The organism is Mycobacterium sp. 663a-19 (assembly GCF_035616495.1).
In the GTDB taxonomy this organism is placed as follows: Bacteria; Actinomycetota; Actinomycetes; order Mycobacteriales; family Mycobacteriaceae; genus Mycobacterium.
Genome location: NZ_JAPJAV010000005.1, coordinates 54,290 through 78,938, shown reverse-complemented (window position 1 = coordinate 78,938; position 24,649 = coordinate 54,290). Strand labels below are relative to the sequence as shown.

The 24,649-nt window shown below is 67.7% G+C and carries 21 protein-coding genes and 2 pseudogenes; 14 read left to right on the top strand and 9 right to left on the bottom strand.

What is annotated here, in order from left to right; genetic code table 11:
• Positions 1 to 16: 16 nt before the first annotated feature.
• Positions 17 to 1,381 carry an HNH endonuclease signature motif containing protein gene (locus tag OQ968_RS10865; RefSeq protein ID WP_324677550.1) on the bottom strand — a complete coding sequence of 455 codons (1,365 nt, stop codon included), beginning with the start codon at positions 1,379 to 1,381 and terminating at the stop codon, positions 17 to 19.
• A 132-nt stretch (positions 1,382 to 1,513) separates the two neighbouring features.
• Positions 1,514 to 1,834 carry a hypothetical protein gene (locus tag OQ968_RS10860; protein ID WP_324677548.1) on the bottom strand — a complete coding sequence of 107 codons (321 nt, stop codon included), beginning with the start codon at positions 1,832 to 1,834 and terminating at the stop codon, positions 1,514 to 1,516.
• A 105-nt stretch (positions 1,835 to 1,939) separates the two neighbouring features.
• On the opposite strand from OQ968_RS10860, the gene OQ968_RS10855 reads away from it, so the two are divergent.
• The 7 genes from OQ968_RS10855 (at position 1,940) to OQ968_RS10825 (ending at position 10,425) form a co-directional block, all read left to right on the top strand.
• On the top strand, positions 1,940 to 3,562 hold the full coding sequence (locus tag OQ968_RS10855) for a class I adenylate-forming enzyme family protein (RefSeq protein WP_324677546.1): 1,623 nt from the start codon (positions 1,940 to 1,942) through the stop codon (positions 3,560 to 3,562).
• Positions 3,549 to 4,319: a class II aldolase/adducin family protein gene (locus tag OQ968_RS10850; protein ID WP_324677544.1), complete on the top strand. Its 771-nt coding sequence runs from the start codon at positions 3,549 to 3,551 to the stop codon at positions 4,317 to 4,319. The genes OQ968_RS10855 and OQ968_RS10850 overlap by 14 nt, the downstream gene beginning before the upstream one ends.
• A 3-nt stretch (positions 4,320 to 4,322) precedes the next feature.
• Positions 4,323 to 5,591 carry an amidohydrolase family protein gene (locus OQ968_RS10845; protein ID WP_324677542.1) on the top strand — a complete coding sequence of 423 codons (1,269 nt, stop codon included), beginning with the start codon at positions 4,323 to 4,325 and terminating at the stop codon, positions 5,589 to 5,591.
• A gap of 22 nt (positions 5,592 to 5,613) precedes the next feature.
• Positions 5,614 to 6,432, top strand: coding sequence for a class I SAM-dependent methyltransferase (locus tag OQ968_RS10840; RefSeq protein WP_324677540.1), 819 nt, complete (start codon positions 5,614 to 5,616; stop codon positions 6,430 to 6,432).
• 25 nt (positions 6,433 to 6,457) lie between these two features.
• Entirely contained in the window at positions 6,458 to 8,068 is a 1,611-nt protein-coding gene (locus OQ968_RS10835; protein WP_324677538.1) for an arylsulfatase, read from the top strand.
• A 24-nt stretch (positions 8,069 to 8,092) separates the two neighbouring features.
• Positions 8,093 to 9,307, top strand: coding sequence for an FAD-dependent oxidoreductase (locus tag OQ968_RS10830; RefSeq protein WP_324677536.1), 1,215 nt, complete (start codon positions 8,093 to 8,095; stop codon positions 9,305 to 9,307).
• Positions 9,308 to 9,447: 140 nt separating this feature from the next.
• The gene (locus OQ968_RS10825) at positions 9,448 to 10,425 is read left to right on the top strand and encodes a Gfo/Idh/MocA family protein (protein WP_420715894.1); all 978 of its coding nucleotides are present in this window, start codon (positions 9,448 to 9,450) and stop codon (positions 10,423 to 10,425) included.
• A 3-nt stretch (positions 10,426 to 10,428) separates the two neighbouring features.
• On the opposite strand, the gene OQ968_RS10820 is transcribed toward OQ968_RS10825, so the two are convergent.
• Together OQ968_RS10820 and OQ968_RS10815 are read right to left on the bottom strand one after the other, a co-directional pair.
• The gene (locus OQ968_RS10820) at positions 10,429 to 11,268 is read right to left on the bottom strand and encodes a sugar phosphate isomerase/epimerase family protein (protein WP_324677535.1); all 840 of its coding nucleotides are present in this window, start codon (positions 11,266 to 11,268) and stop codon (positions 10,429 to 10,431) included.
• The gene (locus OQ968_RS10815; RefSeq protein ID WP_324677533.1) at positions 11,265 to 11,837 is read right to left on the bottom strand and encodes a preprotein translocase subunit SecD; all 573 of its coding nucleotides are present in this window, start codon (positions 11,835 to 11,837) and stop codon (positions 11,265 to 11,267) included. Before OQ968_RS10815 ends, OQ968_RS10820 begins: the two co-directional genes overlap by 4 nt.
• 142 nt (positions 11,838 to 11,979) lie before the next feature.
• On the opposite strand from OQ968_RS10815, the gene OQ968_RS10810 reads away from it, so the two are divergent.
• From OQ968_RS10810 to OQ968_RS10780, 7 genes are all read left to right on the top strand, one after another.
• A complete protein-coding gene (locus tag OQ968_RS10810; RefSeq protein WP_324677531.1) occupies positions 11,980 to 12,651 on the top strand; it encodes a TetR/AcrR family transcriptional regulator in 672 nt (223 codons plus the stop codon).
• Positions 12,648 to 13,874 (top strand): cytochrome P450, encoded by a 1,227-nt coding sequence (locus OQ968_RS10805; protein ID WP_324677529.1) that lies wholly within the window; start codon positions 12,648 to 12,650, stop codon positions 13,872 to 13,874. Before OQ968_RS10810 ends, OQ968_RS10805 begins: the two co-directional genes overlap by 4 nt.
• Positions 13,874 to 14,710, top strand: a complete 837-nt coding sequence (locus OQ968_RS10800) for a mycofactocin-coupled SDR family oxidoreductase (RefSeq protein ID WP_324677992.1) — start codon at positions 13,874 to 13,876, stop codon at positions 14,708 to 14,710. Before OQ968_RS10805 ends, OQ968_RS10800 begins: the two co-directional genes overlap by 1 nt.
• Before the next feature lie 18 nt (positions 14,711 to 14,728).
• Positions 14,729 to 15,700 (top strand): enoyl-CoA hydratase/isomerase family protein, encoded by a 972-nt coding sequence (locus OQ968_RS10795; RefSeq protein WP_324677527.1) that lies wholly within the window; start codon positions 14,729 to 14,731, stop codon positions 15,698 to 15,700.
• Between the two features lie 19 nt (positions 15,701 to 15,719).
• The gene (locus OQ968_RS10790; RefSeq protein ID WP_324677526.1) at positions 15,720 to 18,035 is read left to right on the top strand and encodes a CoA transferase; all 2,316 of its coding nucleotides are present in this window, start codon (positions 15,720 to 15,722) and stop codon (positions 18,033 to 18,035) included.
• On the top strand, positions 18,032 to 18,796 hold the full coding sequence (locus OQ968_RS10785) for an SDR family NAD(P)-dependent oxidoreductase (RefSeq protein ID WP_324677524.1): 765 nt from the start codon (positions 18,032 to 18,034) through the stop codon (positions 18,794 to 18,796). Before OQ968_RS10790 ends, OQ968_RS10785 begins: the two co-directional genes overlap by 4 nt.
• A gap of 93 nt (positions 18,797 to 18,889) precedes the next feature.
• Positions 18,890 to 20,083, top strand: coding sequence for an ATP-binding protein (locus OQ968_RS10780; protein ID WP_324677522.1), 1,194 nt, complete (start codon positions 18,890 to 18,892; stop codon positions 20,081 to 20,083).
• Positions 20,084 to 20,439: 356 nt separating this feature from the next.
• On the opposite strand, the gene OQ968_RS10775 is transcribed toward OQ968_RS10780, so the two are convergent.
• The 5 genes and pseudogenes from OQ968_RS10775 to OQ968_RS10755 all read right to left on the bottom strand — a co-directional run.
• Complete coding sequence (locus OQ968_RS10775; protein ID WP_324677520.1) at positions 20,440 to 21,432, bottom strand: threonine ammonia-lyase; 993 nt, start codon at positions 21,430 to 21,432, stop codon at positions 20,440 to 20,442.
• A 17-nt stretch (positions 21,433 to 21,449) separates the two neighbouring features.
• Positions 21,450 to 22,589, bottom strand: a complete 1,140-nt coding sequence (locus OQ968_RS10770) for a M24 family metallopeptidase (protein ID WP_324677518.1) — start codon at positions 22,587 to 22,589, stop codon at positions 21,450 to 21,452.
• The gene (locus tag OQ968_RS10765; RefSeq protein WP_324677516.1) at positions 22,579 to 23,826 is read right to left on the bottom strand and encodes a Xaa-Pro peptidase family protein; all 1,248 of its coding nucleotides are present in this window, start codon (positions 23,824 to 23,826) and stop codon (positions 22,579 to 22,581) included. The genes OQ968_RS10770 and OQ968_RS10765 overlap by 11 nt, the downstream gene beginning before the upstream one ends.
• Positions 23,823 to 24,311 (bottom strand): annotated as a pseudogene (locus tag OQ968_RS10760) (amidohydrolase family protein); the annotation flags it as partial. The pseudogene OQ968_RS10760 and the gene OQ968_RS10765, both read right to left, overlap by 4 nt.
• Positions 24,311 to 24,457 (bottom strand): annotated as a pseudogene (locus OQ968_RS10755) (TetR family transcriptional regulator); the annotation flags it as partial. The pseudogenes OQ968_RS10755 and OQ968_RS10760, both read right to left, overlap by 1 nt.
• Positions 24,458 to 24,649: the final 192 nt, after the last annotated feature.

Here is a 24,649-nt window from a genome sequence, read left to right as displayed (position 1 = left end):
GGCGGCCGACTAAGCGTCAATGGGGTTCGTCGTCGTCTTGGCCGCGCAGGAATCGTTCGGGGTGGTGGAAGCTGTTTGTTCTGGGCTGGCCTCGGTCGAGATGCGGCGGCGGTATCCATTCGGTTTCGCCTCTTGTGTTGGTGCGGGTGGTCCAGCCCTTCTCGACCAACCTGTTGTCCGGGCCGCAGGCCAGGGTGAGGTCGGTGATGTCGGTGCGCCGCGTGTTCGTCCATCCTGTTACGTGATGGACCTGGCTGTGATAGGCCGGGGCATCACAACCCGGCCTGCTGCACCCGCGATCCTTGGCGTACAGCATGATGCGCTGCGCGGGGGAGGCCAACCGCCTGGTGTGATACAGCGCCAGCGGCTTGGCGCCATCGAACAGCGCCAGGTAGTGGTGGGCGTGGCCGGCCCAGCGGATCACATCCGCCATCGGCACCAGGGTGCCGCCGGCGGTCAGCGCCTTGCCGGTGGCGGCCTCCAACTCCCGCAGCGTGGCCATCGCGATGATCGACACCGGCAACCCGTTGTGCCGCCCCAACTTTCCGGAGGCGAACAAGCCACGCAGGGCGGCCAGCAACGCGTCGTGGTTGCGCTGGGCTGCGGTGCGGTGATCGCGGCGCACCGCCTCCTCATCCGGGGCCGCATCCACGATCGGGGTCTGGTCGTCGGGGTTGCAGGCGCCGGGGGCGGCCAGCTTGGCCAACATGGCCTCGATCGCGGCCCGCAGCTCGGGGGTGATCATGCCGCTGATCCGCGACATGCCGTCGAATTCCTGGGCGCCCAAACTGATGCCGCGCTTGCGGGCCCGCTCGGTGTCGCTGAAGTCGCCATCCGGGTGCAGCCAGTCCATGATCCGCTGCGCGTAGCGGGCCAACTCATCGGGGCGGTAGTGGGCGGCGTGCTTGGCCAAATCCGCGTCGGCGGCCTCCCGGATAGACAAATCCACCTCGGCGGGCAGGTGGGCAAAGAAGCCGCGGATCACGCGCACGTGCCCGTCGCCGATGAGGCCCGCGCGTTGGGCGGTGGCGGTCGCGGCCAACCGCGGCGCCAACGGTTCGCCGGTCAGCGCGCGGCGCTCACCCAGGTCGTCGGCGTCGTCGATGCGCCGCCCGGCCTCGGCCCGGGTGATGCGCAGCCGCTCGGCCAGCGCGGTGCGCAGGGTGCCGCCCAGCTCTTCGGCGCAGGCGTGGGCGCCGATCTGGTTGATCAAGGTGTGTTGCGGGGCGCGCAGCCGCCGCGCCGCCGATTCGAGCAGTTCGAGGGCCCGCAGTCGTTCCGGGGTGGTCAACACCTCAAAGGACAACTCGCCCAGGCGGTCCAGGGCGGTGTCGAGCGCGCCGAAGGCCTCGACGATCTCCTCACGACTGCCCGCACCCATGCCCCCAATCTATCGAACACCTGTGCGAATCGACATCGCCAATCGCGCAATCTGTGGATAAAGCGCTGACTGTGGATAACTCGTCGCCGGCCAGGTCACAGCTCCGGCGAGAAACGCAACCGTGACGTGGGGTCACATCTCGGAGATGATCTGCAGGCGCCGCGCGCTGTATTCCATGTCCGAGATCGCGCCATTGTCGCGCAGGGCCTGAAGCTCCTTCAGGCGCTCGGAAGCGTGGAGGGGCCTGTGCTCGAGGTGGTCGCCCGTGGTGCCCCAGCCCGCGCCGAGGTTGATCAGCCGCAGCGCGAACAGAACGCCGACCGCGGTGATGGGCAACCCGAGATACAGCATCCATCCCAGCGGCATGCCCGCCCGGCTCAGTGCGAAATAGCGCGACAGCAGCAGCATCGCGATCAGAGCCCCGGACAACAGGACCACGACCTTCGTTTTCATTCCAGGCTTCCTCCTTGCACGCAAGTGAAAACCTGTGATGCCGCTACCGATCCCAAAACCCGTCCTCACCGCGGGCGACGGCGTGCGCCTTCCTATGATTTGGGGATGAGCGCCGGCGGGCTGGATACCGTGGGCTCGCCGGCATTCACCGACGAGGACCGGGCCCGGTTTCGTGCGGCCGGCTGGTGGTCCGACTCGACGCTGTCGGACGCGGTACGCCGCAACGCCGTCCGGGCGCCGCACCACCCCGCCTATGTCGACCACCCCGGCCTCTCGTTGACGTGGCGCGAGTTCGACGGCGCGGCAACCACTCTCGCTGAACAACTCGCCGGCGTCGGCATAGCGCGAGGCGATCGGGTCGCGGTGTGGCACGGCGACTCCGCCGCTATCCACGTGCTGTTCGTGGCGATCGAACGCTGCGGTGCCGTCGTCGTCGGCATCGGCGCGCGCGCCGGCGCCCGCGAGGCCGCCGCGATCCTGCGCGACGCGCGACCCAAGGTCCTGATCAGCGACGACCAGCGCCGCGCTGTCGCGACGCAGGCCGCGGCGCAGTCCTCGGTCGAGGCGATGGTCCTCGGTCACCCCGCCGGCGCCCCGCGCCTGAACGTCGATGTCGAGCCCAAACCCCTGCCACCCGAATCCGCGCTCGGCTCCGACGACGTCTTCCTGATCAACTCCACGTCCGGGACCACCGGCCTGCCCAAGTGCGTCGTGCACACCCAGAATCGCTGGTACTACTTTCACCAGAAGGCCGTGGCCAACGGGCACCTGACGTCGGACGACGTCTTCCTGCCGGTCATCCCGATGCCTTTCGGCTTCGGGATATGGACCAGCCACAGCACCCCGATCTACCTCGGTGCCACCGCGGTGATCCTGGACCGTTTCACGGCGAAGGCGGCGTGTGAGGCAATAGCCCGGCACCGGGTCACCGTATTATGTTGTGTCAGCACGCAATTGACGATGCTGATGGCCGACGCCGCGTGCCGGGATTACGACCTCAGCACGCTGCGGGTGGTGTTCGCCGGCGGCGAGGCGTTACCGTACCGGCCCGCCGCCGAGTTCGAGCAACTCACCGGCGCAAGGATCCTGCAGTTCTACGGCTCCAACGAGACCGGGCTGCTCAGCGGGACCACGCTGGACGACCCGCTGCAACGCCGGCTCCGCACCTGCGGCCGGATCGTCCCCGAGATGGCGGTTCGACTCTTCGACGGCGACGACGACGTCACCGACACGGGGCGAGGCCAACCCGCCTGCCGCGGCCCCGCGACCAGCCTCGGCTATCTCCGCGGCGCCGACCACGACAAGCTGTTCACCAGCGACGGATGGATGCGCATGGGCGACATCGCCGAGATCGACGCCGACGGCTATCTGAGCGTCACCGGCCGAACATCCGACTTCATCCTGCGCGGGGGCAAGAACATCAGCGCCGCCCAGGTCGAGGACGCGGTGATGACGCACCCCGCGATCGCGCTGGCGGCCGCGGTCGCCATGCCCGATCCGGTGTTCGGCGAAAAGGTCTGCCTCTACGCCGAACTCACCGACTCGCGGGCCATCGAGTTGCCCGAACTCGTCAGTCACCTGCTGGCGCTGGGGGTTTCCAAGGAACTGCTGCCCGAGCGGCTCATCGTTGTCGACGAGCTGCCCCGGTCGTCCGGGGGAAAGATCGCCAAAGGCGAGCTCCGCCAAGATATCCGAGCAAGGATGGAGACCGATCATGAACGCTCGTGACGCACGACCCGGCGGCCTGGAGGTGTGGGCGCCGTCGGTGGTGCCCCCGATCCCGGACCTGTCCGACGAGCAGGCGCTCGCGGTGGCCTTCCGCCACCTGGCCGGCATCGGGTTCGCCGAGAACATGGCCGGACACATCACCTGGCAGCCCGACGGGCAGACCGACATGCTCGTCAACCCGTGGGGGCTGTGGTGGCAGGAGCTCACCGCCTCGGACATCTGCGTGGTGGACAGCGACGCGCGGGTGGTGCGGGGCCGTTGGGACGTGACGCCGGCGATCCACATCCACACCGAACTGCACCGCGTCCGCGAAGACGCCCGCGTGGTCATCCACAACCACCCCCACTACGTCTGTGTGCTCGCCGCGCTCGGCAGGCTGCCCGACCTGGTGCACCAGACCGGGTCGCTGTTCCTGGACGACCTGTGCCTGATCGACACCTACGACGGCGAAATCGACGGCCCCTCGCGCGCGGCGGAGCTGGCCACCCGGATCGGCGGCGCGAACCTGACGATCCTGGCCAACCACGGCGTCATCGCGACCGGCACCAACCTGGCCCAGGCCGTCTACCGCGCGGCGTCGATCGAGCGGGTGTGCAAGCTGGCCCACGACGTCATGCTCACCGGCAAGGAACCGGTGAAGATGAACTGGGCGGACATGGCGGGCATGCAGCGGTCGCTGATCGAGCGGGCCGCCGACGTGTACTGGGCGGGCGCGGCCCGGATGACCATCAAGGCCGATCCCGACGTGCTCAGGTGAATCATGAAATCCATCGACGAGTTGGCCGCGAACCCGAACTTCACCACCGCCAAGACGGGCGCGGACCGCTCCGTCACGTTCCTTCCGGACCCGCCCCGGGCGCCACGGCGCTACACGGTGATCTCGGCGGACGACCACATCGTCGAGCCGCCGGACACCTTCACCGGGCGCCTGCCCCGCAGGCTCGCGGACCGCGCGCCGAAGGTCGTCGACACCGACAACGGCGGACAGACCTGGGTCTACGACGGGCAGGTACTGCCCAACGTCGGTTTCAACGCCGTGGTGGGACGGCCGGTGGCGGAGTACGGCTTCGAGCCGGTCCGGTTCGACGAGATGCGCAAGGGCGCGTGGGACATTCACGAACGCGTCAAAGACATGGATCTCAACGGCATCTACGCCTCGCTCAACTTTCCCTCGTTCCTGCCCGGCTTCGCCGGCCAGCGGCTGCAGCAGCTGACCAAGGATCGTGACCTGGCGCTGGCCTCCGTCCGGGCCTGGAACGACTGGCACCTCGAGGTGTGGGCGGGGTCGTATCCCGACCGGATCATCCCCTGCCAGCTGCCGTGGCTGCTGGATCCGGAGCTGGGCGCCCGGATGATCTACGAGAACGCCGAGCGCGGGTTTCATGCGGTGACGTTCAGCGAGAATCCCGCGATGCTCGGACTGCCCAGTATCCATTCGGGCCACTGGGATCCGATGATGGCGGCGTGCGCCGAAACCGGCACCGTGGTGAACCTGCACATCGGTTCCTCGGGCTCGTCGCCGTCGACCACCGACGACGCGCCGCCGGACGTGCAGGGCGTGCTGTTCTTCGCCTATGCCATCTCGGCGGCGGTCGACTGGTTGTACTCCGGCCTGCCCAGCAGGTTTCCGGATCTCAAGATCTGTTTGTCGGAAGGCGGAATCGGCTGGGTCGCGGGGCTGCTCGACCGCCTCGATCACATGCTCAGCTATCACGCGATGTACGGCACCTGGCAGGCGCTCGGTGAAAGCCTCACTCCCGCAGAGGTTTTCACCCGCAACTTCTGGTTCTGCGCGGTGGAGGACAAGTCGTCTTTCGTGCAGCGCGACCGGATCGGTGTGGACAACATCATGCTGGAAGCCGATTATCCGCATTGCGACTCGACCTGGCCGCACACTCAGCAGACGATCCACGAAGAGATCGGCGACCTGCCGCAGGATGCGATCCGCAAGTTCACCTGGGAGAACGCCTCGCGTTTGTACCGGCACCCGGTGCCGGTCGAAGTGCAGCGGGATCCCGACGCATTCTGAACACTCGTGCAGGAGGGGGAGCATGACGACGGCCAAGGTCGATTTCAATTCCGTCCGCTGGGGCTCGGTTGAGTGGACGAACCTGGTAACCCTGTACCTGCGGGCGTATGAAAGCCGTTCGCAGCACCCGATTCTGGGCGACCGCGCCGCCGCGGAGGCGGTGGACCGCATCGACTACGACTTCAAACGGATACATCGGTCCTCGCTGCCGGCGTCCAACCAGTACCTGGTCGCGTTGCGCGCCAAGCAGCTCGACGACTGGGCCGCCGATTTCCTGGCGCGCCATCCCGACGCGGTGGTGCTGCACCTGGGCTGCGGGCTCGACGGCCGCGCATTCCGGATCGGCGTGCCGCCGTCGGTGCTGTGGTTCGACGTCGATCAGCCGAGCGTCATCGAGCTGCGCCGCCGGTTGTACGACGACACCGAGGGGTACCGGATGATCGGCTCGTCGGTCACCGATCCGGGGTGGCTCGACGAGATCCCGACCGGTCGTCCCACACTCGTCGTCGCCGAGGGCCTGCTGATGTACCTGACCGAAAGCGAGGTCCGGCAGTTGCTGGACCGTTTGACCGACCGATTCACCCACGGGGAACTGCACTTCGACACGCTCTCGGCGTTGGCGCCCAAGCTGTCGAAGGTCTTCACCAGGGGCATCATCAAGTGGGGCATCCGCGACGCGCGCGAGATCGAGACGTGGAACCCCAAGCTGCGATTCCTCGAACAATCGCCGGCGCTGACCGGCTACACAAAGATCAAATCGACTCCGGTGCGGTTGATTTACGCGTTGACGTGGGCGACTCCCGGCCGCACGTACGACCTGCTGAACCGCTTCGAATTCTGAGCCGTTCATGACAGGATGCTTCACCGTGACGCGGCCCAACTTCCTGGTGATCGTGGCGGACGATCTGGGGTTCTCCGACATCGGTGCCTTCGGCGGTGAAATCAACACGCCCAACCTCGACCGGCTCGCCCACGCCGGGATCCGGCTCACCGACTTTCATTCGGCGCCGGCCTGCTCGCCCACCCGGGCGATGCTGTTGACCGGAACGGACCACCACATCGCCGGCATCGGGACGATGCTGGAGGTCGCGATCCCCGGATTTCGGGGCGCACCCGGCTACGAGGGCCACCTGAACGATCGGGTGGTGGCGCTGCCCGAGCTGCTGCGCGACGCCGGTTACCTGACGCTCATGTCGGGCAAGTGGCACCTGGGCGACACGATCGAGACCTCGCCGTGGGCCCGCGGATTCGAGCGGTCGTTCGCGTTGTTGCCCGCCGGCGCCAGCCACTACGGCCCCGCCGCAGGCGGGTTCCCGCCCGCGCCAAGGCTTTACACCGAGGATGACCACTTCGTCACGGTCGGCGACGACTTCTACTCCTCGGACTTCTACGCCGACACCCTGCTGCGCTACCTCCGCGAGCGATCCGCCGATGACGACAGACCGTTCTTCGCCTACCTGCCCTTCCAGGCGCCGCACTGGCCGCTGCAGGCGCCCGACGAGTCCGTCGCGGCCTATCGCGGCCGCTACGACGCCGGGCCGGACGCCCTGCGCGAGGCGCGCCTGGCGGCGCTCGAGCGGCTCGGCCTGTGCCCGCCCGATGTCGCCGCGCACCCCGTCGTCGCTGACGGCGCCCCGGAGTGGGCCGACATGAGCGACGACGAGCGCGCGCGGTCGGCCCGCAGCATGGAGGTCTACGCGGGGATGGTGGACCGGATGGATTGGAACATCGGCCGGGTGATCGACTACCTGTCCGGCACCGGTGAGCTCGACAACACGGTGGTGATCTTCTTGTCCGACAACGGCGCCGAGGGCGCGATCGTCGAGGCGATGCCGCTGCATGGGCCCCGGATCGCCGCGCAGATCGAGCAGTACTACGACAACAGCCTCGACAACCTCGGCCGGCCCACCTCCTACATCTGGTACGGGCCGCGCTGGGCCCAGGCCGCCACCGCGCCGTCGCGGCTGCACAAGGCGTTCACCACCGAGGGCGGGATCCGGGTGGTCGGGTTCATCACCTGGCCCGGCTTCCAACGGCAGGGCCAGATCGGCACGGCCTTCGCGACGGTGATGGACATCGCCCCGACCGTGCTCGAACTCGCGGGCACCGCGCATCCCGGCACCGCCTACCGCGGCCGTCGGGTCGAACCCATGCGCGGTGAGTCCCTGGTCCCGTACCTGTCGGGCGCCGCCGAGGCGGTACACGCCGCCGCCGCCGGCACCGGGTGGGAATTGTTCGGCCGCCGCGCCATCCGCCAGGGTGACTGGAAGGCGCTGCATCTGCCCGCCCCGTACGGCCCGGGCGCCTGGCAGCTCTACGACCTGTCGGCCGACCCCGGTGAGATCGTCGACCTGGCGGCGTCCCGGCCGGACAAGCTGGCCGAACTCCTCGAGCTGTGGGACCGCTACGTCGAGGAAACCGGCGTGATCCTGGATCCCGTCTCGGTTTTCGAGATCGACACGCAACTGCTCGGCTGAGACCACCACGTACGCTGAGCGCTGATGGTCGACAGAACCACGTGCGCGGTTATCGGGGGCGGCCCGGCCGGGATGGTCCTCGGGCTGTTATTGGCTCGGGCTGGTGTGGACGTCACCCTGCTGGAGAAGCACGGCGACTTCCTGCGCGACTTCCGCGGCGACACAGTGCACCCGACCACGCTTCGGCTGCTCGACGAGCTGGGCCTGTGGGAACGCTTCTCGCAGTTGGGCTATAGCGAGGTCCGCAAGGCCCGGATCGACTCGAATGGCCGCTCGGTGACGTACGTCGACTTCGAGCGGTTGCGCCAGCCCCATCCCTTCATCGCCATGGTGCCGCAATGGGACCTGCTGAACCTGCTCGCCGAGGCCGCCCAGGCCGAGCCGAGCTTCACGCTGCGGATGAACACCGAGGTCACCGGGTTGCTGCGGGAAGGCGCCAAGGTCACCGGAGTGCGTTACGACGGGCCCGACGGCCCGGGTGAACTGCGGGCCGAGTTGACGGTGGCGTGCGACGGTCGGTGGTCGATCGCGCGGCGTGAGGCCGGACTGGAAACCCGAGAATTCCCGGTGAACTTCGACGTGTGGTGGTTCAGATTGCCGCGGGACGGCGACGAGAAATTCACCTTCTTGCCTCGCCTGGCCCCGGGTAAGGCCCTCGTCATGATCCCGCGCAAAGGCTACGACCAGATTGCCTACCTCGGGCCCAAGGGGGCCGACGCGCAGTTGCGCGCGCGCGGCATCGAGGCCTTCCGGCGCGACATTGGCGCGCTGCTGCCCGATGCGGACCAGTCGGTGGCGGCGCTCACTTCGATGGACGACGTCAAACACCTCGACGTCCACGTGAATCGGTTGCGCCGCTGGCACACCGACGGGCTGCTGTGCATCGGCGACGCGGCGCATGCGATGTCTCCGCTGGGCGGTGTCGGCATCAATCTGGCGGTTCAAGACGCCGTCGCGGCCGCCACGATATTGGCCGAACCGCTGCGGCGGCACCGGGTCACAGATCGCGACCTGGCCGCCGTCCGGCGGCGCCGCGTCTTTCCCACGGTGGTGACCCAGGCGGTGCAAATGATGTTGCAGCGGGCGCTGCTCGGCCCGCTGCTTCGCGGCGCGGACCCCACCCCGCCGGACGCGCTGCTGGGCCTGATGCAGCGGCTGCCGTGGCTGTCGGTGGTGCCCGCGTACTTCGTCGGCGTCGGGGTCCGTCCCGAGCACGCGCCCGCATTCGCGCGTCGCTGACGCTGCCGCCGAGATCGACGATGGCGTGGAAAACTGCGAGTGAGCCGCACGCTAACGTCGGTTTCGGCGATGCCGCGCGGCGGATATGGCCAAGTGCTAGCGTCGGATTCGTGTCTGATCGGTCTGATCGTGGGGCCCGGCTGCGGATCGGCATTCTGGGAGCCGCCCGCATCGCACCGATGGCGCTCGTCAACCCGGCCAGGAAGAACGCCGACGTCGTGGTGGCCGCCGTGGCGGCGCGGGATGCGTCGCGCGCGCAAGCCTTTGCGGCCAAGCACAATATCGCCCGGGTGCACGACGACTACGACAAGCTGATCGCCGATCCCGATCTCGACGCGATCTACATCCCGCTGCCGAACGGCTTGCATGGCAAGTGGACTCGCGCCGCTCTGGCCGCCGGCAAGCACGTGCTGTGCGAAAAGCCACTCACCGCCAACGCCGCCGAAGCCCGCGACATTGCCGAACTCGCCGCGAAATCGGATCGGGTGGTGATGGAGGCATTCCACTACCGCTATCACCCGCTGACCTTGCGGATCGAGGAGATCATCGCGTCCGGGGAGCTGGGCAGGCTCGAGAGGGTGGAGGCCGCCCTGTGCTTCCCGCTGCCGAAGTTCTCCGACATCCGCTACAACTATTCGCTCGCCGGCGGCGCGACCATGGACGCCGGCTGCTACGCCGTGAATATGGCGCGCACGTTCGGTGGTTCGACCCCGGAAGTCGTTTCGGCGCAAGCAAAATTGCGCGATCCTCGCGTCGACCGGGCCATGACCGCCGAGTTGCGGTTTGCCGGCGGGCATACGGGCCGCATCCACTGTTCGCTGTGGTCGACGCGCCTGCTGCAGATCAGTGCCACGGTGGTTGGCGACCGCGGCGAGCTACGCGCATTCAATCCCGTGATGCCCCAGATTTACCATCGGCTCTCGGTCCGCTGGCCCGACGGGAAACGTGCGGAGCGATTCCCGCGCCGCGCCTCCTACGCGTACCAGCTCGATGCTTTCGCCGCCGCCGTGCTGCGGGGCGAACCGATCAAGACGACCCCGCAGGACGCGATAGACAACATGACCGTCGTCGACGCGATCTATCGCGCCGCCGGCCTTCCGCTGCGCGAGCCGAGCTGAACGCTAACCCGTTGACCCACTTGACACTTCGGCCAGCAGACGGCGCGCCGCATCGACACACGGGCGAAGCCGGTCCAAGGGACCGACGCCGGCCACCGCCAGCGACCGCCGGGGCACTTCGAGCTCGATCACGACGCCGGGCGGCAGCGCGGACAAGATGTCGGGTAGCGGCAGTTCGCCCTCACCGGGAACCATGCGTTCATACATGGCCTCCTCCATGTAGTTGTGGATGGAGTTGTCCACGCGAGGTTCCAGCGTCGTGTCGCTGAGTTGGGCGTAGCCAATGCATTCCGGGTCCAACGCCGCAAGGTCCGCGGCGCCGGCCCCCGAGCGCACCAGATGCATGGTGTCGATCAACAGCCGGAAATCGGGACGCCCGACGTGTCGCACAGCGGCGACCGCGGTGGGCAGGTCGCCGACGGTCAATCCCGGCACCGGTTCGACGTTCGTCTCGATGTTGCGCTGCGTAGCCAATTCGGCCAGCGCGCCGCATTGGTCGAACGTGCGACCGAGATCGGGGTCGAGGCTGACCGTGTTGATCCGCGGAACGCCGAGCTCGGCCAGGACGTCGAGATCGGCACGGAAATCCCGCATGTCGGCACCGGGTTGCACCAGGAAGCCGTCGCCGAGCGAGATCGTCACGCCGCGGTCGCTCATCGCGGCGAGCAGCTCCCTGCGCAGCGCGGGGTCCTTCAGCGAGAACGGCGGAAAGCCGAGCGGCAGCAACGGCCGCCCCCGCACCACGGTCGAGATGTGCCGGCAGCCCAGGTCCGCCGCGATGCCCACGAATTCCACTGGCGGAAGCGCGAATACGCTGAGCAGGCCGACCGCGAGCTCGGTCACCCGGGGCGGCCCGCCAGCTGGGCCAACTGGTCCGCGGCCTGAATCGTCTGCGTGGTCAGCGCGATCTGACCGGAGGCGACCTGGTATTCGATCAGCGGTGCTTCCAGGACGAGATCGTCACGGGTGAAGGCGACATGGTCGTGCAGGTTCGCGGCGGTGAACGACGCCCAGGCGGTCGCCGATGGCGGGTCCAGCGTCAGCAACACCTCATAGAAACCCGCGGTCAGCGACTTGGGCGGGTCCACGTGAGTCAGCCCGAGCCGCATCGCCTCCGGCCCCAACGTGTACAGAGTGGTCCGGGCAACGTCACACGTGGTGAGAACCTTGTCCGGCGCCGCGGGCGCACCCGGATTCGTGGCGGGGCACTTGTCGGGCGTACTCGGTTGCGAGTTCCGCACCGGCCGAACCGGCAGCGGCTGAATGTTGACGGCCGGGGCCGGCGGTTGCGTCGTCGTCGACGTCTTGGCGGTCGACGTGGCGGGCGAGGCCGGGTGTTGGGCGGTGTGGCACCCGCACGTCACCGCGCCGAGCAGCACGATGCTCGTCAACGCGTTCTTGGCCCTATGCATCGCGCCCCCTTTCGCAGATCAACCGGATTAAGCAGGGTAGCTCGCGGTCGCGTCCGGCACGCGTCGCCCTCGCCGAAGCGCGGCAACTCCCTTACCGACTCCTTTACTGACACTACGAACATAGAGTATTGTCGTCCGTCTCATGGCCCGATACACACCCGCCGCGGCGAAACGCCGCAAGCCCAATCCAGCGGAGCGCCGCCGCGACCTGTGCGATGCCGCGATTCAGCTGCTGGCCGACGACGGGGCCAAGGGGCTGAGCCATCTCAAGGTCGACCGCAAGGCCGCCGTTCCCGACGGCACCACCTCGTTCTATTTCCGGACCCGCTCGGCGCTGTTGCGCGCCGTCGCCGAGCGGCTGGCCGAGCTGGACCTCGCGACGTTGCAGTCCGTCGCCGACAGCGCCGGCGGGCCGGGAGAGCATCCGTCGCCGTCGCGGCTGGCTCAGGTGGTGATTCAAGCGGGCACCGCGCCCCAGTTGTCCCGGACGAAGGCCAGGTACGAGCTGACGATGCAGGCCGCCCGCGATCCCGCGATCGCCGCGATCCTGCAGCAAGCCACCGACGGCTTCACCAAACTGCACCGCGAGATCCTGGTGCAGCTCATGCCGCGCGGCGCCGAATTGGAGTCGGCGGTCGTCGAAGACCTGAGCAACATCACGCTGACGTTCATCAACGGCCTGCTGCTGCGATTCGTCCAGGGCGACCGGATCATCGACAGCCCAGCACAACTCGACAGGATTCTGGCCGCGATCGCCGCCGGCATCCTGAAGAGCCCGGACAAGGGACGCCTGACCTCAGGAGGGATTTCGTGACGGCCGGCACCGATAGCCAGGTTCATTTCGACCCGTACTTCGATCCATACTTCGATCCATACGACGTCGAGCTGATCGCCGACCCGTATCCCATGTTCAAGCGGTTGCGCGACGAGGCACCGCTCTACTACAACGCGGAATACGACTTCTTCGCGGTGAGCCGGTTCGCCGATGTCAACAAGGCCGTGATCGACTACCGCACCTACAGCTCCGCGCGGGGCGTGATCCTGGAGCTGATCAAGGCCAACCTCGAAATCCCGTCGGGCATGCTGATCTTCGAAGACCCGCCGATCCACGACGTGCATCGCAAGCTGCTGTCGCGAATGTTCACCCCGCGAAAGATCAACGCGCTGGAGCCGATGATCCGCGACTTCTGCGCGCAACTCCTGGATCCGCTGGTGGGATCGGGGCGATTCGACTTCGTCAAGGATCTGGGCGCGATCATGCCGATGAAGGTCATCAGCATGCTGCTCGGCATCCCCGAGGACGATCAGGAATACATCCGCGACCGCGCCAACGCGCAGCTGCGCACCGAGGCGGGCAAGCCGATGAAGGCCGTCGAGCAGGGCTTGTCCGTCGGCGAGCAGTTCGAGGCCTACATCGACTGGCGCGCCGAGCATCCGTCCGACGACATCATGACCGATCTGCTCAACGTCGAGTTCGTCGACGAAACCGGCACGACACGACGGCTGACGAGACAGGAGATACTGGTGTACCTCAACGTCGTGGCCGGCGCCGGCAACGAAACGACGACGCGGTTGATCGGTTGGGCCGGAAAGGTTCTCGCGGAGCATCCCGACCAGCGCAGCGATCTGGTGCACAATCCGGGGCTCATCCCGCAGGCCGTCGAGGAGCTGCTGCGTTACGAGCCGCCCGCTCCGCACATGGCGCGATATGTGACCCGCGACGTCACTCTCTATGACCGGACGGTGCCCGAAGGCAGCGTGATGCTGATGCTCCTCGGGTCGGCGTGCCGGGACGAGCGCCAGTTCGGGCCCGACGCCGGCAGGTTCGACATCCATCGCGAGGCCCGCCCACACCTCGCGTTCAGCGTGGGCACCCACTTCTGCCTGGGCTCGGCGCTTGCCCGCCTCGAAGGCCGGGTGGCCCTCGAGGAGATCCTCAAACGGTTCCCGGAGTGGGAGCTCGATCTGGCCAACGCCAAGCTCAGCCCGACGTCGACCGTGCGTGGCTGGGAAACCCTGCCCACGGTGGTGGCGTGATGGCCGGCCGGGTCGAGGGCAAGGTCGCGTTCATCAGCGGCGCCGCCCGCGGGCAGGGCCGCAGCCACGCGGTGCGCCTGGCGCAGGAGGGCGCCGACATCATCGCGGTCGACATCTGCGGGCCGATCGACAACCTGGCCTACCCGCACTCCACCCCCGCCGATCTGGCCGAAACCGCCGACCTGGTAAAGGCCCAGAACCGGCGCATCGTGACCGCCGAGGTCGACGTGCGCGACTACGAGGCGCTCAAGGCCGCGGTGGATGGCGGCGTGGGGCAGCTCGGCCGACTCGACGTCATCGTCGCCAACGCGGGCATCGGCACCTTCGGCAACAAGCTGCACAAGATCGGCGAGAAGGTCTGGCAGGACATGATCGACGTCAATCTCTCCGGCGTGTGGCACACCGTGAAAGCCGGTGTGCCGCATATCATCGCCGGCGAACGCGGCGGCTCGATCGTGCTGACCGGTTCGGTCGGATCGCACAAGGCCATGGCCTACACCGGCCACTACATCGCCGCCAAGCACGGCGTCATCGGGCTGATGCGCAGCTTCGCCGTCGAGCTGGGCCAGCACCTGATTCGGGTGAACTCGGTGCACCCCAGCCAGGTCAACACGCCGATGACCATGAACGACGTGACGTTCAAGCTGTTCCGGCCGGATCTGGAAAATCCCGGGCCCGACGACTTCGCCCCGTTCTCGCAGATGACGCACACGCTGCCGGTGCCCTGGGTGGAGGCCATCGATATCAGCAACGCCGTCCTGTTTCTCGCCTCTGACGAATCTCGTTATGTCACCGGCGTTTCCCTGCCCGTCGACGCGGGCGCCTTGCTCAAATAGCCGAACTGGAGAGAACCCATGCCTGAATACGACTACCAGAAGTTGAAGAAGGAAGCCGAGCAGTACATCAAGTTCGAGAAGGACAAGAAGAACCGAATCGCCTACATCACCTTCGACCGGCCCGACGCGCAGAACGCCACCACGTTGGGGATGCGGCAGAACTACGCCGATCTGATCCACAAGTGCAACGTGGACGACGACGTGAAGGTGGTCGTGATCCGCGGGGAGGGCGAAGATTTCGGCAGCGGTGGCGACCTGCCCGAGCAGCGCCCGATGCTGGAGAACCCCGGCCTGCCGCTGCTGCATGAGCTCGCGATCAACGACGACGACGTCAAGTACCCGCCGGGAGGGTCGTACCGATACCTGTCCACAGTCACCGACTTCTACGCCAAGGCGCGCGCGGGAAACCGTCCGCTGCAGGAACTCCGGAAGATCAGCATCGTCGAGGCCAAGGGCTACTGCTACGGGTGGCACTTCTACCAGGCCGGCGACGCCGATCTGGTGATCTCCTCCGACGACGCCCTGTTCGGGCATCCGGCGTTCCGCTACGTGGGCTGGGGCCCGCGCCTGTGGTGGTGGGCCGAGACGATGGGCCTGCGAAAGTTCTCCGAAATGCTTTTCACCGGGCGGCCTTTCAGCGCAAAGGAAATGTACGAGTGCGGCTTCATCAACAGCGTGGTGCCCCGCGACAAGCTGGAGGACGAGACGCTGAAGTACGCGATGGCGTGCGCCCGCTCCCGCCCGACGGATACCGTCGCCGTGCAGAAGACGTTCCTGGAGCTGTACAAGCAGCACAAGGGCGAGTACTTCGGCAGCCTGCTCACCGGCCTGGTCGAGGGCATGCTGCCGCTGATCTCCAACGACCAGGAGAATGAGGTCGACCTCACCGAGGGCACCTTCGGCAAGGGGCTCAACAACGTGGTCAAGGACAACGACCTGAACTTCCCGCCGGAGTGGCGGCTGAGTCGTTCGGGACGCAAGAAGCCTTGACCGTCCTGCGAGTTCGCGCATGTCGGCGCTGAAGGGCGTTCGGGTCGTCGAGCTGGCCGAGTCGGTCGCGGGGGAGTACTGCGGGAAGCTGCTGGCCGATTTCGGCGCCGAGGTCGTCAAGGTCGAGGCGCCGGGCCGCGGGAGCCGCACCCGGGCGATGGCGCCCATCCTCGGCGACGGGCGCGAGGCCAGCGCGCTGTTCGCCTACCTCAACACGAACAAGCGCTCGGTCGAGCTCGCTTCGGGCGAACTGGATCAGCTGATCGTCACGGCCGACGCGGTCATCGAGGACCGCGCGACGGACCTGTCGGAACGACACCCCAATGTGGTGTTCTGCTCGATCACGCCCTTCGGCCTCGGTGCGCCCGCCGAGTTCGACAACGCCAAGAGCATCAACGTGTTCCACGCCAGCGGCTGGGGTTACCACACCCCCAGCCACGCCGATCCGTGCCGGCCGCCGCTGCAGGGACCGGGCCGGTTTCTCGCCGACTACGAGGCGGGGCTGGACGCGGCGCTGTGCATCGCGTCAGCGCTGTTCGGTCGCCTGCACACCGGCCGGGGCGAGTCGATCGACATCTCCGCACATGCCGTGCTGGCCTCCCGCGCCGACTGCATCCTGGGCCGCTTCATCACGGGCGAGGTTCCGGCGGCGGGAACCCGCGACGACTACGACCAGCAGGGCCCGGCAGCGTTTTTCCCGTGCGCCGACGGCTTCGTGTATCTGTACATGACCAGTCGCGCGCACTGGCGCGGCGTCAAGACGCTCATGGGGCATCCGGAATGGCTCGACGCATTTGACGACGATTGGCTGGAGTTCTCGGTCACCCCGGAAAAGGTCGCCGCGTTCCAGCGGGGATTCGCGGAGTGGGTCCGGGACTTCGCCAAAGAGGATGCGGCGGAACGGGCCCAGCGATCCGGCGTGCCGCTGGTCCCGGTCAACGACGCCGCGGACCTGCGCCGCTCGCCGCAATACCGCCATCGCGGCTTCTTCCGGGACGTGACACATCCGGTGTTGGGTCGCGCGGCGTATCCCACGGTGCCGTACGTGCTGAGCGCTTCGCCCGCCGAAATCACTGCCGCCGCACCCACTCTCGGCCAGCACACCGCCGCGGTGATGGGGTGCCTCGATGCGCCGCGGGCGGTGGCGGCGGTGAAGTCGCCGCAACTCAAGCCGCCCGGCAACCCGCGCGGTGGCCCCCTCGAAGGGGTGCGCGTCGTCGAGCTGACCAAGGTGTGGGCCGGTCCGTATGCGGGCAAGCTGCTGGCCCTGCTGGGCGCCGAGGTCATCAAGGTCGAAACCGCCGCCAGCCCCGAGGAGATGCGCGCCTACGGCGGCACCGACATCAACCAGGCCCCATACTTTCTGAGCATCAACCCCGAGATCCTCAGCGTCGATCTCGACATCAAATCGACGGACGACATGGCGCGGCTGCGCGAACTCATCGCCCGCAGCGACATCGTCATCAACAACCTTCGCCCGGGCGCGATGGAGCGCCAGGGTCTTGGTTACGAACAGCTCGCGGCGATCAAGCCGGACATCGTCTCGGTGTCGATCAAGATGTGGGGCAACGACGGACCGCTCGGGCACCAGACCGGCTACGCCCCGTGCTTCGCCGCGCTGGCCGGCCTCGCGTCACTGGTGGGCTATCCGGGCGGGCCTCCGCTCGGGACGAGCATGCGCTACGGCGATTCCACCGTCGGGGCGGCCGCCGCGTACGCCGCGGTGGTGGCGTTGCTGCACCGCGAACTCACCGGCGAGGGACAATTCGTCGACGTGTCCGCCGTGGAGACGCTTTCGTCGATGATCGGGGACCGCCTCCTCGAACAGAGCCTCACCGGCATGCGCCTCGGGCCCGACGGCAACCATCACCCCGACATGTGCCCGCACGGCTGCTACCCCTGCGCCGAGGGCGCCTGGGTCGCCGTGGCCGTCGCCGACGACGACGAGTGGCGCCGGCTGTGCGAGGTGCTCGACGCTTCGGCACTGGCCGCCGATCCGCGGTACGGCACGATGACGGCGCGGCATCGTCACGCCGAGGCGCTCGACGCGGACCTCGCTGTGCTCACCCAATGCCACGACGCCGAACAACTGGCGCAGCGTCTGCGCGCGGCGGGCGTGCCGGCGACCAAGAGCGCCACCGCGATCGACGTGATCGGCGATCGGCGGCTGTGGGACCGCGGGCTGTACCGCTTCGTCAGCGATCACCGCGAGGGCCAACGCCCGATCCTGGGGCCGTCATGGCGGCTGGCGCGGGCGCCGGCCCGGATCGCGCGTGGCGCACCCGATCTGGGCGAGGACACCGACTACGTGCTGCGGGAGATACTCACATCATGACGGCCGCACTCGCGGGCACGGCGGCGCTGGTCACCGGCGCCAGCAGCGGTATCGGCGCGGCGACGGCGCGGGCGCTGTCCGGGCGGGGCGCCGCGGTGGCGCTGCTCGCCCGTCGCGCCGACCGGCTGACCGAGCTGAAACGAGACATCGAATCCGTCGGCGGCACAGCGCTTGTCGTGCCCGCCGACGTGACCGACGCCGAGCAGGTCGCCTCCGCCGTGCAGCGCACCGTCGCGGAGTTGGGACGCCTCGACACGCTGGTGAACAACGCCGGGCTGATGCAACCGGGGCCCGCGGCCGAGGCGGCACTGCGGGACTGGGACGACATGGTCGCGGTCAACGTGCAAGGCGTGCTCTACGCCACCCGCGCGGCGCTTCCGCACCTGATCGACGCGGCTGCCGACTCCCCGCGCGGCGTGGCCGACCTGGTCACCATCAGTTCGACGGGCGGCTGGGTGGCCCGTCCCGGCACCGCGGTCTATTCGCTGACCAAATTCGGGGTGAACGCGTTCAGCGAGGGCATCCGGCAGGAGCTGCTCGGGAAGCGGGTCCGCGTGGGCGTGGTGGGCCCGGGGACCGTCGACACCGAGATCTTCACCCATCTGTCCGCGCCGTCGCGCGAGGCGTTCGAAGAGCGAACCGCCGGCATGGTCAAGTTGCGTCCGGAGGACATCGCGGATGCGGTGCTGTACATGGTGACTCGCGACCGCCGGGTGGCGGTGAATCAGATGCTGGTGCGCGCGGCGGAACAAACCTGGTGATCCGTGCGTGCAGGGCGACGCCCACGCAGCAAACTATAACATTCTCTAACTACGTATAATATAATACGTTATACTCTCTGATAGAGTCTGATTATGGATCCTGTGCAGAACCCGTATCGGCCTGGTACTGGGCGGCGCCCGCCAGCACTGGCTGGTCGTGATGCCCTGCTAACTGCGTTCGACGTGGTAATGCGGCGCTGTGAAGACTTGGGGGAGGGTGATCGCGGTTGGATTCTGAACGGGTTACGCGGGGTCGGCAAGACCGTATTGCTCAACGAGCTACTCCGGCGGGCAGGCGAGCGAGATTGGATTACCGCGAAAGTGGAGGCGGGCGCAGGCGAATCCCTGCCGGTCGCGTTGTCGCACGCGTTGGTGCGGGGAATGCGCACGGCAACAGGGCGGCATCCAGAGTCGCGGCTACGCCGCATGCTGGGGGTGTTCAAGGCATTCAGCATCAAGGCCGACGCGACAGGAATGGTGTCACTCGGTGTGGAAGTCGAGCCGATCGGCGGTGTGGCAGATTCGGGACGCTTCGCAGACGATCTAGCGGCCCTGTTCGAGGTGATGGGGGAGGCCGCACGCGAGCTCGGCATCGGTGTGCTCATCCTCGTCGACGAACTGCAAGAGGCCGACGCGACCGAGCTGGCGGCGATCAACACGGCATTGCACCAGCTCGGCCAGGCCGAGACACCGTTGCCTCTGATGCTCGTCGGGGCTGGTCTGCCCTCGTTGCCAGCTCTGCTGGCCGACGCCACCAGCTATGCTGAGCGGCTCTATGACTACCGCCCGATCGGGCTGCTTGATCAGCCCGCCGCGGCGGCCGCCTTGACGATCCCCACGCAGGCGCTTGCAGTCGATTGGGACGACGGGGCATTGACGATGGCCGCCGACGTCGCCGGCGGATATCCGTACTTCCTGCAAGCGATCGGGAAACATGTGTGGGACAACGCGATCAGTTCCCCGATCAGTGCCGACGACGTACGAGTCGGACTACACGAGGCCCGCCGGGAGGTCGACGACGGTCTCTACCGCTCCCGCTGGGAACGCGCCACCCCCGCCCAACGCGACCTGCTGCGCGCGCTCGCCGACCTAGCCGGCGATGGTCCGGCAACGGTGTCCGCCTTGGCTTCTCGGATGCATAAATCGCGCGCCAGCGACCTGTCTGTCGCCCGCAACGAACTAATCAAGAAGGGCCTGGTCTACCCCCCCGAACGCGGCATGTTGGCCTTCACCGTGCCTGGCATGCACGAGTTCATCCTTCGACAAGACGTACCAGACGTCGGCTAGCGCGATTTGGTCACCTTTCGGACGCGGAAGTTACCCACAAAGTTGGCCTATCGGTCCGTGATTGGAGCTCGCATCGCACTGGGCCGTTTCGCGTCTCTGGATGTAGTCGAGGATGCAAGCGTCGTGGGCAGCGGGATCGGTGATGCCGATACAGGGGTCGTCGGTGCGTGCTTGTGCCGGTGGAATGCAGATGGATGCCAGTGCTATAGCCACCGCCGACACGCGCAGTATTGCCTTGTTCATCAGTTATTCCTTCTGTGGCCCCCTGATGGCCGCGTTGTCGTCACCTACCCAGTGTCGCACCTTTTTTGCTGACGGAGCAGACGTTGCGCCCGGCCGGCCACTTGGCGCGCCTGCTAGGAACCCTCTCGGTCGCGCCTGGGGACAGGGGTTACGCCGACCCAGCGACGGTAATTGTCTGGGTCGACGTTGCTGCCGCACACGATGGTGACGATGTGTCGGCCAGCGAAGCGGTCGCGGTCTTCGAGGACCGCCGCGACACCGAGCGCGGCCGAGGGTTCCACGACAAGGCCAGCGCCCTCGAGCAGCACCCGCATGCCCGCGACGATCGATGCCTCCTGCACCAAGACCGCGTCGTCGGCAACCAGCAGGAGGTCGTTCAGGACAGCCGGAAATGGACGCCGCTCGACGACAGCATCTGCGATGGTGTCAGACGACTCGGTGGTGACAACGCGCCGCTGGCACCACGAAAGTGTCATCGCCGGCGCACCGGCTGGCTGAACGCAGATCACCTCCACCGCGGGCGCGAAGGCCTTCAGCACATGCCCGACGCCGGTAGCCAGCGCTCCGCCGCCCAGAGCGATCAGTACGGCGTCGAACGACGATGCAGCGTCCACCAGTTCCAGGCCAATGGTCGCCGCGCCCTCACAGGTTTCGATGTCCAAGCTGTCTTCGAGCAACCGGATGCCGTCATGCCGCGCGATGGCTGCCGCTCGCGCACGGGCCATTTCGGGGCCCTCGACTAATTCCAATCTGGCGCCCAGTGCGCGCATGCGATCGAGCTTGACCTTGGGCGCAAACCGCGGCGCCACGACCGTGACGGCCAGACCCCTCCGGCGACCAGACCAAGCGAGGGCCTGGCCGAGGTTGCCGCCGCTGGCACACACCACGGCGGGCGAGCCATTGTCCGCGAGCAGGCTTGCGACGACCTCTGCGCCGCGGGCCTTGAAGCTGCGCACCGGGTTCGCCGTTTCAAGCTTGATGCTCACCGCGCACCCGAGGTCGGGCTCCAGCGCCTCGCAGCGGTACAGCGGGGTGTCCAGAAAAACCGGGTCAATTACCCGGCGGGCGGCCCGGATCCGAGCTGTGTCGAGGCGTGTCCCTTCCACGACACAGCAGCGTAGCGCTATCTGCGCTGGTCATCTGCCGTGTCCGACCACGATGGGCTGGTGGTCAACACGTCGGCACCATCGTCGGTGATGTGGACGCTGTCTCTGCGGAACACCGCCCCGACGCCCTGCTGCCACACGTAGCCGGTGATGGCCAGCACCATCCCGGCCTGGAGGCGGTCGTGTTCGCCGGCGGCCCAGAGCGGCTCGGACACCACCGGCGGGTCGAACCCCAATCCCAGACCATGCGCGACGGGCATCGGCGGCACCGGCTCGCCGGCGGCCTCGTAGGCGGCGAGTAGCTCGCTAGTCGACGCGCCGGGGCGACACGCGGCAAGCATCTTGTCGTACAACGTCTTTGACCGCCCGAACAGGTCGCGAACCCCTCCGCCGGCGTCGCCGGCCGGCCACGTCCGGCCCACCTCGGCGACATAACCGCCCGCCAGCGCGCCGGCGGCGAACGCGACAAGATCACCCTGCCGCACCTCGCCCCCGTGAGCGCGCCGCCACGGCTGGTCCCGCGACGTGACCCACGCACCATCCTGGGTGGCCGGGGTGCTCACCCCGCCCGCGGCCATGGCCTCCAGCATGGCCCCGGTCAACGTCCGCTCGGACACCCCCGGGCTCAATTCGCCGACGGCGGCGGCGAGCCCGGCCTCCGCGACGCGCAGCGCCTGGCCCATCGCGGCGATCTCGTCGGCCGTCTTGATGCGGCGCGCCGCACGCATGGCGGGCTCGGCGTCGACGATGTCAGCGTTGGGAAACGCGTCGGGCAACAATGCGGCGAAAGTGGGTGTGATCGCGTCGGTTCCGACCCGGCGCGCCGCCTCGGCGCCGTCGATCTTCTTCAGTACGTCGATGAGCGTCATCGGATTCCAGGCCAGCCCGTAGAGGTGATCGTGGCCGATCTCTTCGGGGACGCCCTCGTCGTCGGTGCTGTTGAGGTAGATGTCGCCGGTGGCGCGCACCATGACGCACATCGGCCCGAACGGCCGCGTCCCGGCGATCCACAGCTGCGGGGCCCCGGTGACATACCGAATATTCGCTTGCCGGCCGAGGACCAGGATGTCGAGGTTGTGCGCGTCCATCTGGGCCAGCGCCCGCTCCCGGCGTCCGGTCCGCAAGGCCCGCGCGTCCGGCGATACTTCAGTCGCCATAAGGGTCGCCATAGGGGGAGTAGGAGTAGTCGGTAATCGGCGTGTAGCCGTCCTCGGTGATGACCACGATCTCCTCGCTGCGGTAGCCGCCGGTGCCGTCCTCCCAGACGACGGGCTCCAGGACCAGGACCATGCCGGGCGGAAAGACGAAGTTGTCGTCGAATTCCTCGCCGAGGTCCGTGCCGATCATGGGGGCCTCGGCGGGGTAGGTGCCGATGCCGTGGCCCAGGTAGAAGTGGGGCAACCACGGCTTGCGGCCGCCGTTGGCCGCGATCGCCGCCCGCGCCAGATCCCCGGACGTGGCACCGGCTTTCGTCACCGCGAGCACGGCCTCCAGGATCGCGCGCCACTGATGGAATTGGTCTTGTTGCCGCGCAGTGGGTTTCTGCCCGACCACCCAGGTGCGGCCGAAGTCCGAGCAGTATCCGGCGTAGGTGATGCTGATGTCGGTCCACAGCACATCGCCGGCGGCCAGTTCGCGATCGGTGGGCAGCAGCGGCAGCGCGAGGTCGCCGTGCGTCGTCCACACTCCGGTTTCCCGCGAACTGGGCATCACCTGCCAGATCGCCTCCAGCATGTTGGTGGTGGCGCCCAGCTCGAAAGCGCTACGCACCAGCGTGGCCGACAGGTCGATCTGCCGCACGCCCGGCGCCAACGCCCGCTGCACGTCCACGATGGCGCGTTCGGTAATGCGGGACGCCCGGCGCAGGCAGGACAGCTCGTCGCGCGTCTTGACCAATTGCGCGGCCGCGACCACGATCGCCGCGTCCGTCGGCGCACCCGCCGGGAACAGCCTGCCCGCCGCCCGACGCATCGCGCCGGTCAGCTCGTCGACCGCGACGTTCGCTCCGGCGGGCACCAACTCGGCCAACCGGGCGGCGAAATGGTCGACGCCCCGGTCGAATTCGAGATAGGCGGGGCCGTGCAGGTGGTCGTCGGGCACCGGCGACTGTGCGGACGCGCCACCGCGGAACGGCATGAACAGATGCGGATGCTCGTCGTCGGCGAGCACGACGGCCACCGGGCGCTCGACGTGCGAGAGGCCGGCATCCAGCAGCGGCCAGCTGACACCGGTCGCGTACGTGACGTAGCCATTCATCAACAGGATCAGCGCGTCGACGCCGTGGTCGGCCATTGCGGAGCGCAGCCGGGCGCCGGTCTCGGCGCGCATGCGGGCCCAGTCCGGCTCGTCGGGGATGTCGAGAACCGGGCCGCGGGCGGCGAGGGAGTGCGTCATTGGTCGATGCCCAGGAAGTTGCGGACGTTGCCGCCGACGACGCGAACGGCGTCCTCGGGGCCGACGGCGTCGACCACCGCGGCCAGCGACCGCTCCGAATAGCCGAAAGTGCTTTCGTTGTGCCGATAGTCGGAGGACCACATCACTTTGTCGATCCCGATCTCGTCGATCTGGCTGAGGCCCAGGCCGTCGACCATGAACGAGGAGCACATGTGGGTGTCCCAGTAGTGGCGGATGTCGTGTTCCGGGTGGTGTTTGAGCATGTGCCGATAGGAGGCCAGCACGTGCTCCGCGTCCTGCAGAGCCGGCGGAACCCAGGCGATTCCGCCCTCGAACCAGCCGACGCGCAGCCGCGGATGCCGGTCGAGGATGCCGCCGAAGATGTACTTGGAGAACATCTCCCGGAACGAGTCGATGTTGACCATCATGGCGACCGCGACGCTGTTGACCTCGCTGGGGCACTTCGGCTGGCTCACGCCGATGTGGCCGCCTCGCTGATCTGCCGGTTGGACACGGCGTACATGCCGCGCTCGGCGAACAACCACTCCGCCGCCGACAGGATCGCTTCCCGGGTGCCCGTCGACCGCTGAGAGCGAACCGCCCGCTCGGCTTTCACCGCCCCAGTGAACACCGGGCGGGCGGATTAAATCAAGCAATTCATTTAACGGCACCCGCCGCCGACGGCCGACGTCGAAAGTGAAACTGTTGCGACTTTCCGGCCGGATCTTCGCAACAGCTTCACGCTCGGCGTGTGCTGAACCAGCCGAGTTATCGCCAGGAAAACCTCGAACGGCGACAGTTTGGGCATTTGAGCGCTCAGCGG

Bases quoted from the DNA above. Each gene is read 5' to 3' on its own strand.
- OQ968_RS10770 (WP_324677518.1), bottom strand. From the start codon at position 22,589: ATGGCGACTGAAGTATCGCCGGACGCGCGGGCCTTGCGGACCGGACGC.
- OQ968_RS10765 (WP_324677516.1), bottom strand. From the start codon at position 23,826: ATGACGCACTCCCTCGCCGCCCGCGGCCCGGTTCTCGACATCCCCGAC.
- OQ968_RS10800 (WP_324677992.1), top strand. From the start codon at position 13,874: ATGGCCGGCCGGGTCGAGGGCAAGGTCGCGTTCATCAGCGGCGCCGCC.
- OQ968_RS10810 (WP_324677531.1), top strand. From the start codon at position 11,980: ATGGCCCGATACACACCCGCCGCGGCGAAACGCCGCAAGCCCAATCCA.
- OQ968_RS10860 (WP_324677548.1), bottom strand. From the start codon at position 1,834: ATGAAAACGAAGGTCGTGGTCCTGTTGTCCGGGGCTCTGATCGCGATG.
- OQ968_RS10830 (WP_324677536.1), top strand. From the start codon at position 8,093: ATGGTCGACAGAACCACGTGCGCGGTTATCGGGGGCGGCCCGGCCGGG.
- OQ968_RS10850 (WP_324677544.1), top strand. From the start codon at position 3,549: ATGAACGCTCGTGACGCACGACCCGGCGGCCTGGAGGTGTGGGCGCCG.
- OQ968_RS10780 (WP_324677522.1), top strand. From the start codon at position 18,890: ATGGATCCTGTGCAGAACCCGTATCGGCCTGGTACTGGGCGGCGCCCG.
- OQ968_RS10785 (WP_324677524.1), top strand. From the start codon at position 18,032: ATGACGGCCGCACTCGCGGGCACGGCGGCGCTGGTCACCGGCGCCAGC.
- OQ968_RS10840 (WP_324677540.1), top strand. From the start codon at position 5,614: ATGACGACGGCCAAGGTCGATTTCAATTCCGTCCGCTGGGGCTCGGTT.
- OQ968_RS10855 (WP_324677546.1), top strand. From the start codon at position 1,940: ATGAGCGCCGGCGGGCTGGATACCGTGGGCTCGCCGGCATTCACCGAC.
- OQ968_RS10815 (WP_324677533.1), bottom strand. From the start codon at position 11,837: ATGCATAGGGCCAAGAACGCGTTGACGAGCATCGTGCTGCTCGGCGCG.
- OQ968_RS10795 (WP_324677527.1), top strand. From the start codon at position 14,729: ATGCCTGAATACGACTACCAGAAGTTGAAGAAGGAAGCCGAGCAGTAC.
- OQ968_RS10865 (WP_324677550.1), bottom strand. From the start codon at position 1,381: ATGGGTGCGGGCAGTCGTGAGGAGATCGTCGAGGCCTTCGGCGCGCTC.
- OQ968_RS10845 (WP_324677542.1), top strand. From the start codon at position 4,323: ATGAAATCCATCGACGAGTTGGCCGCGAACCCGAACTTCACCACCGCC.
- OQ968_RS10790 (WP_324677526.1), top strand. From the start codon at position 15,720: ATGTCGGCGCTGAAGGGCGTTCGGGTCGTCGAGCTGGCCGAGTCGGTC.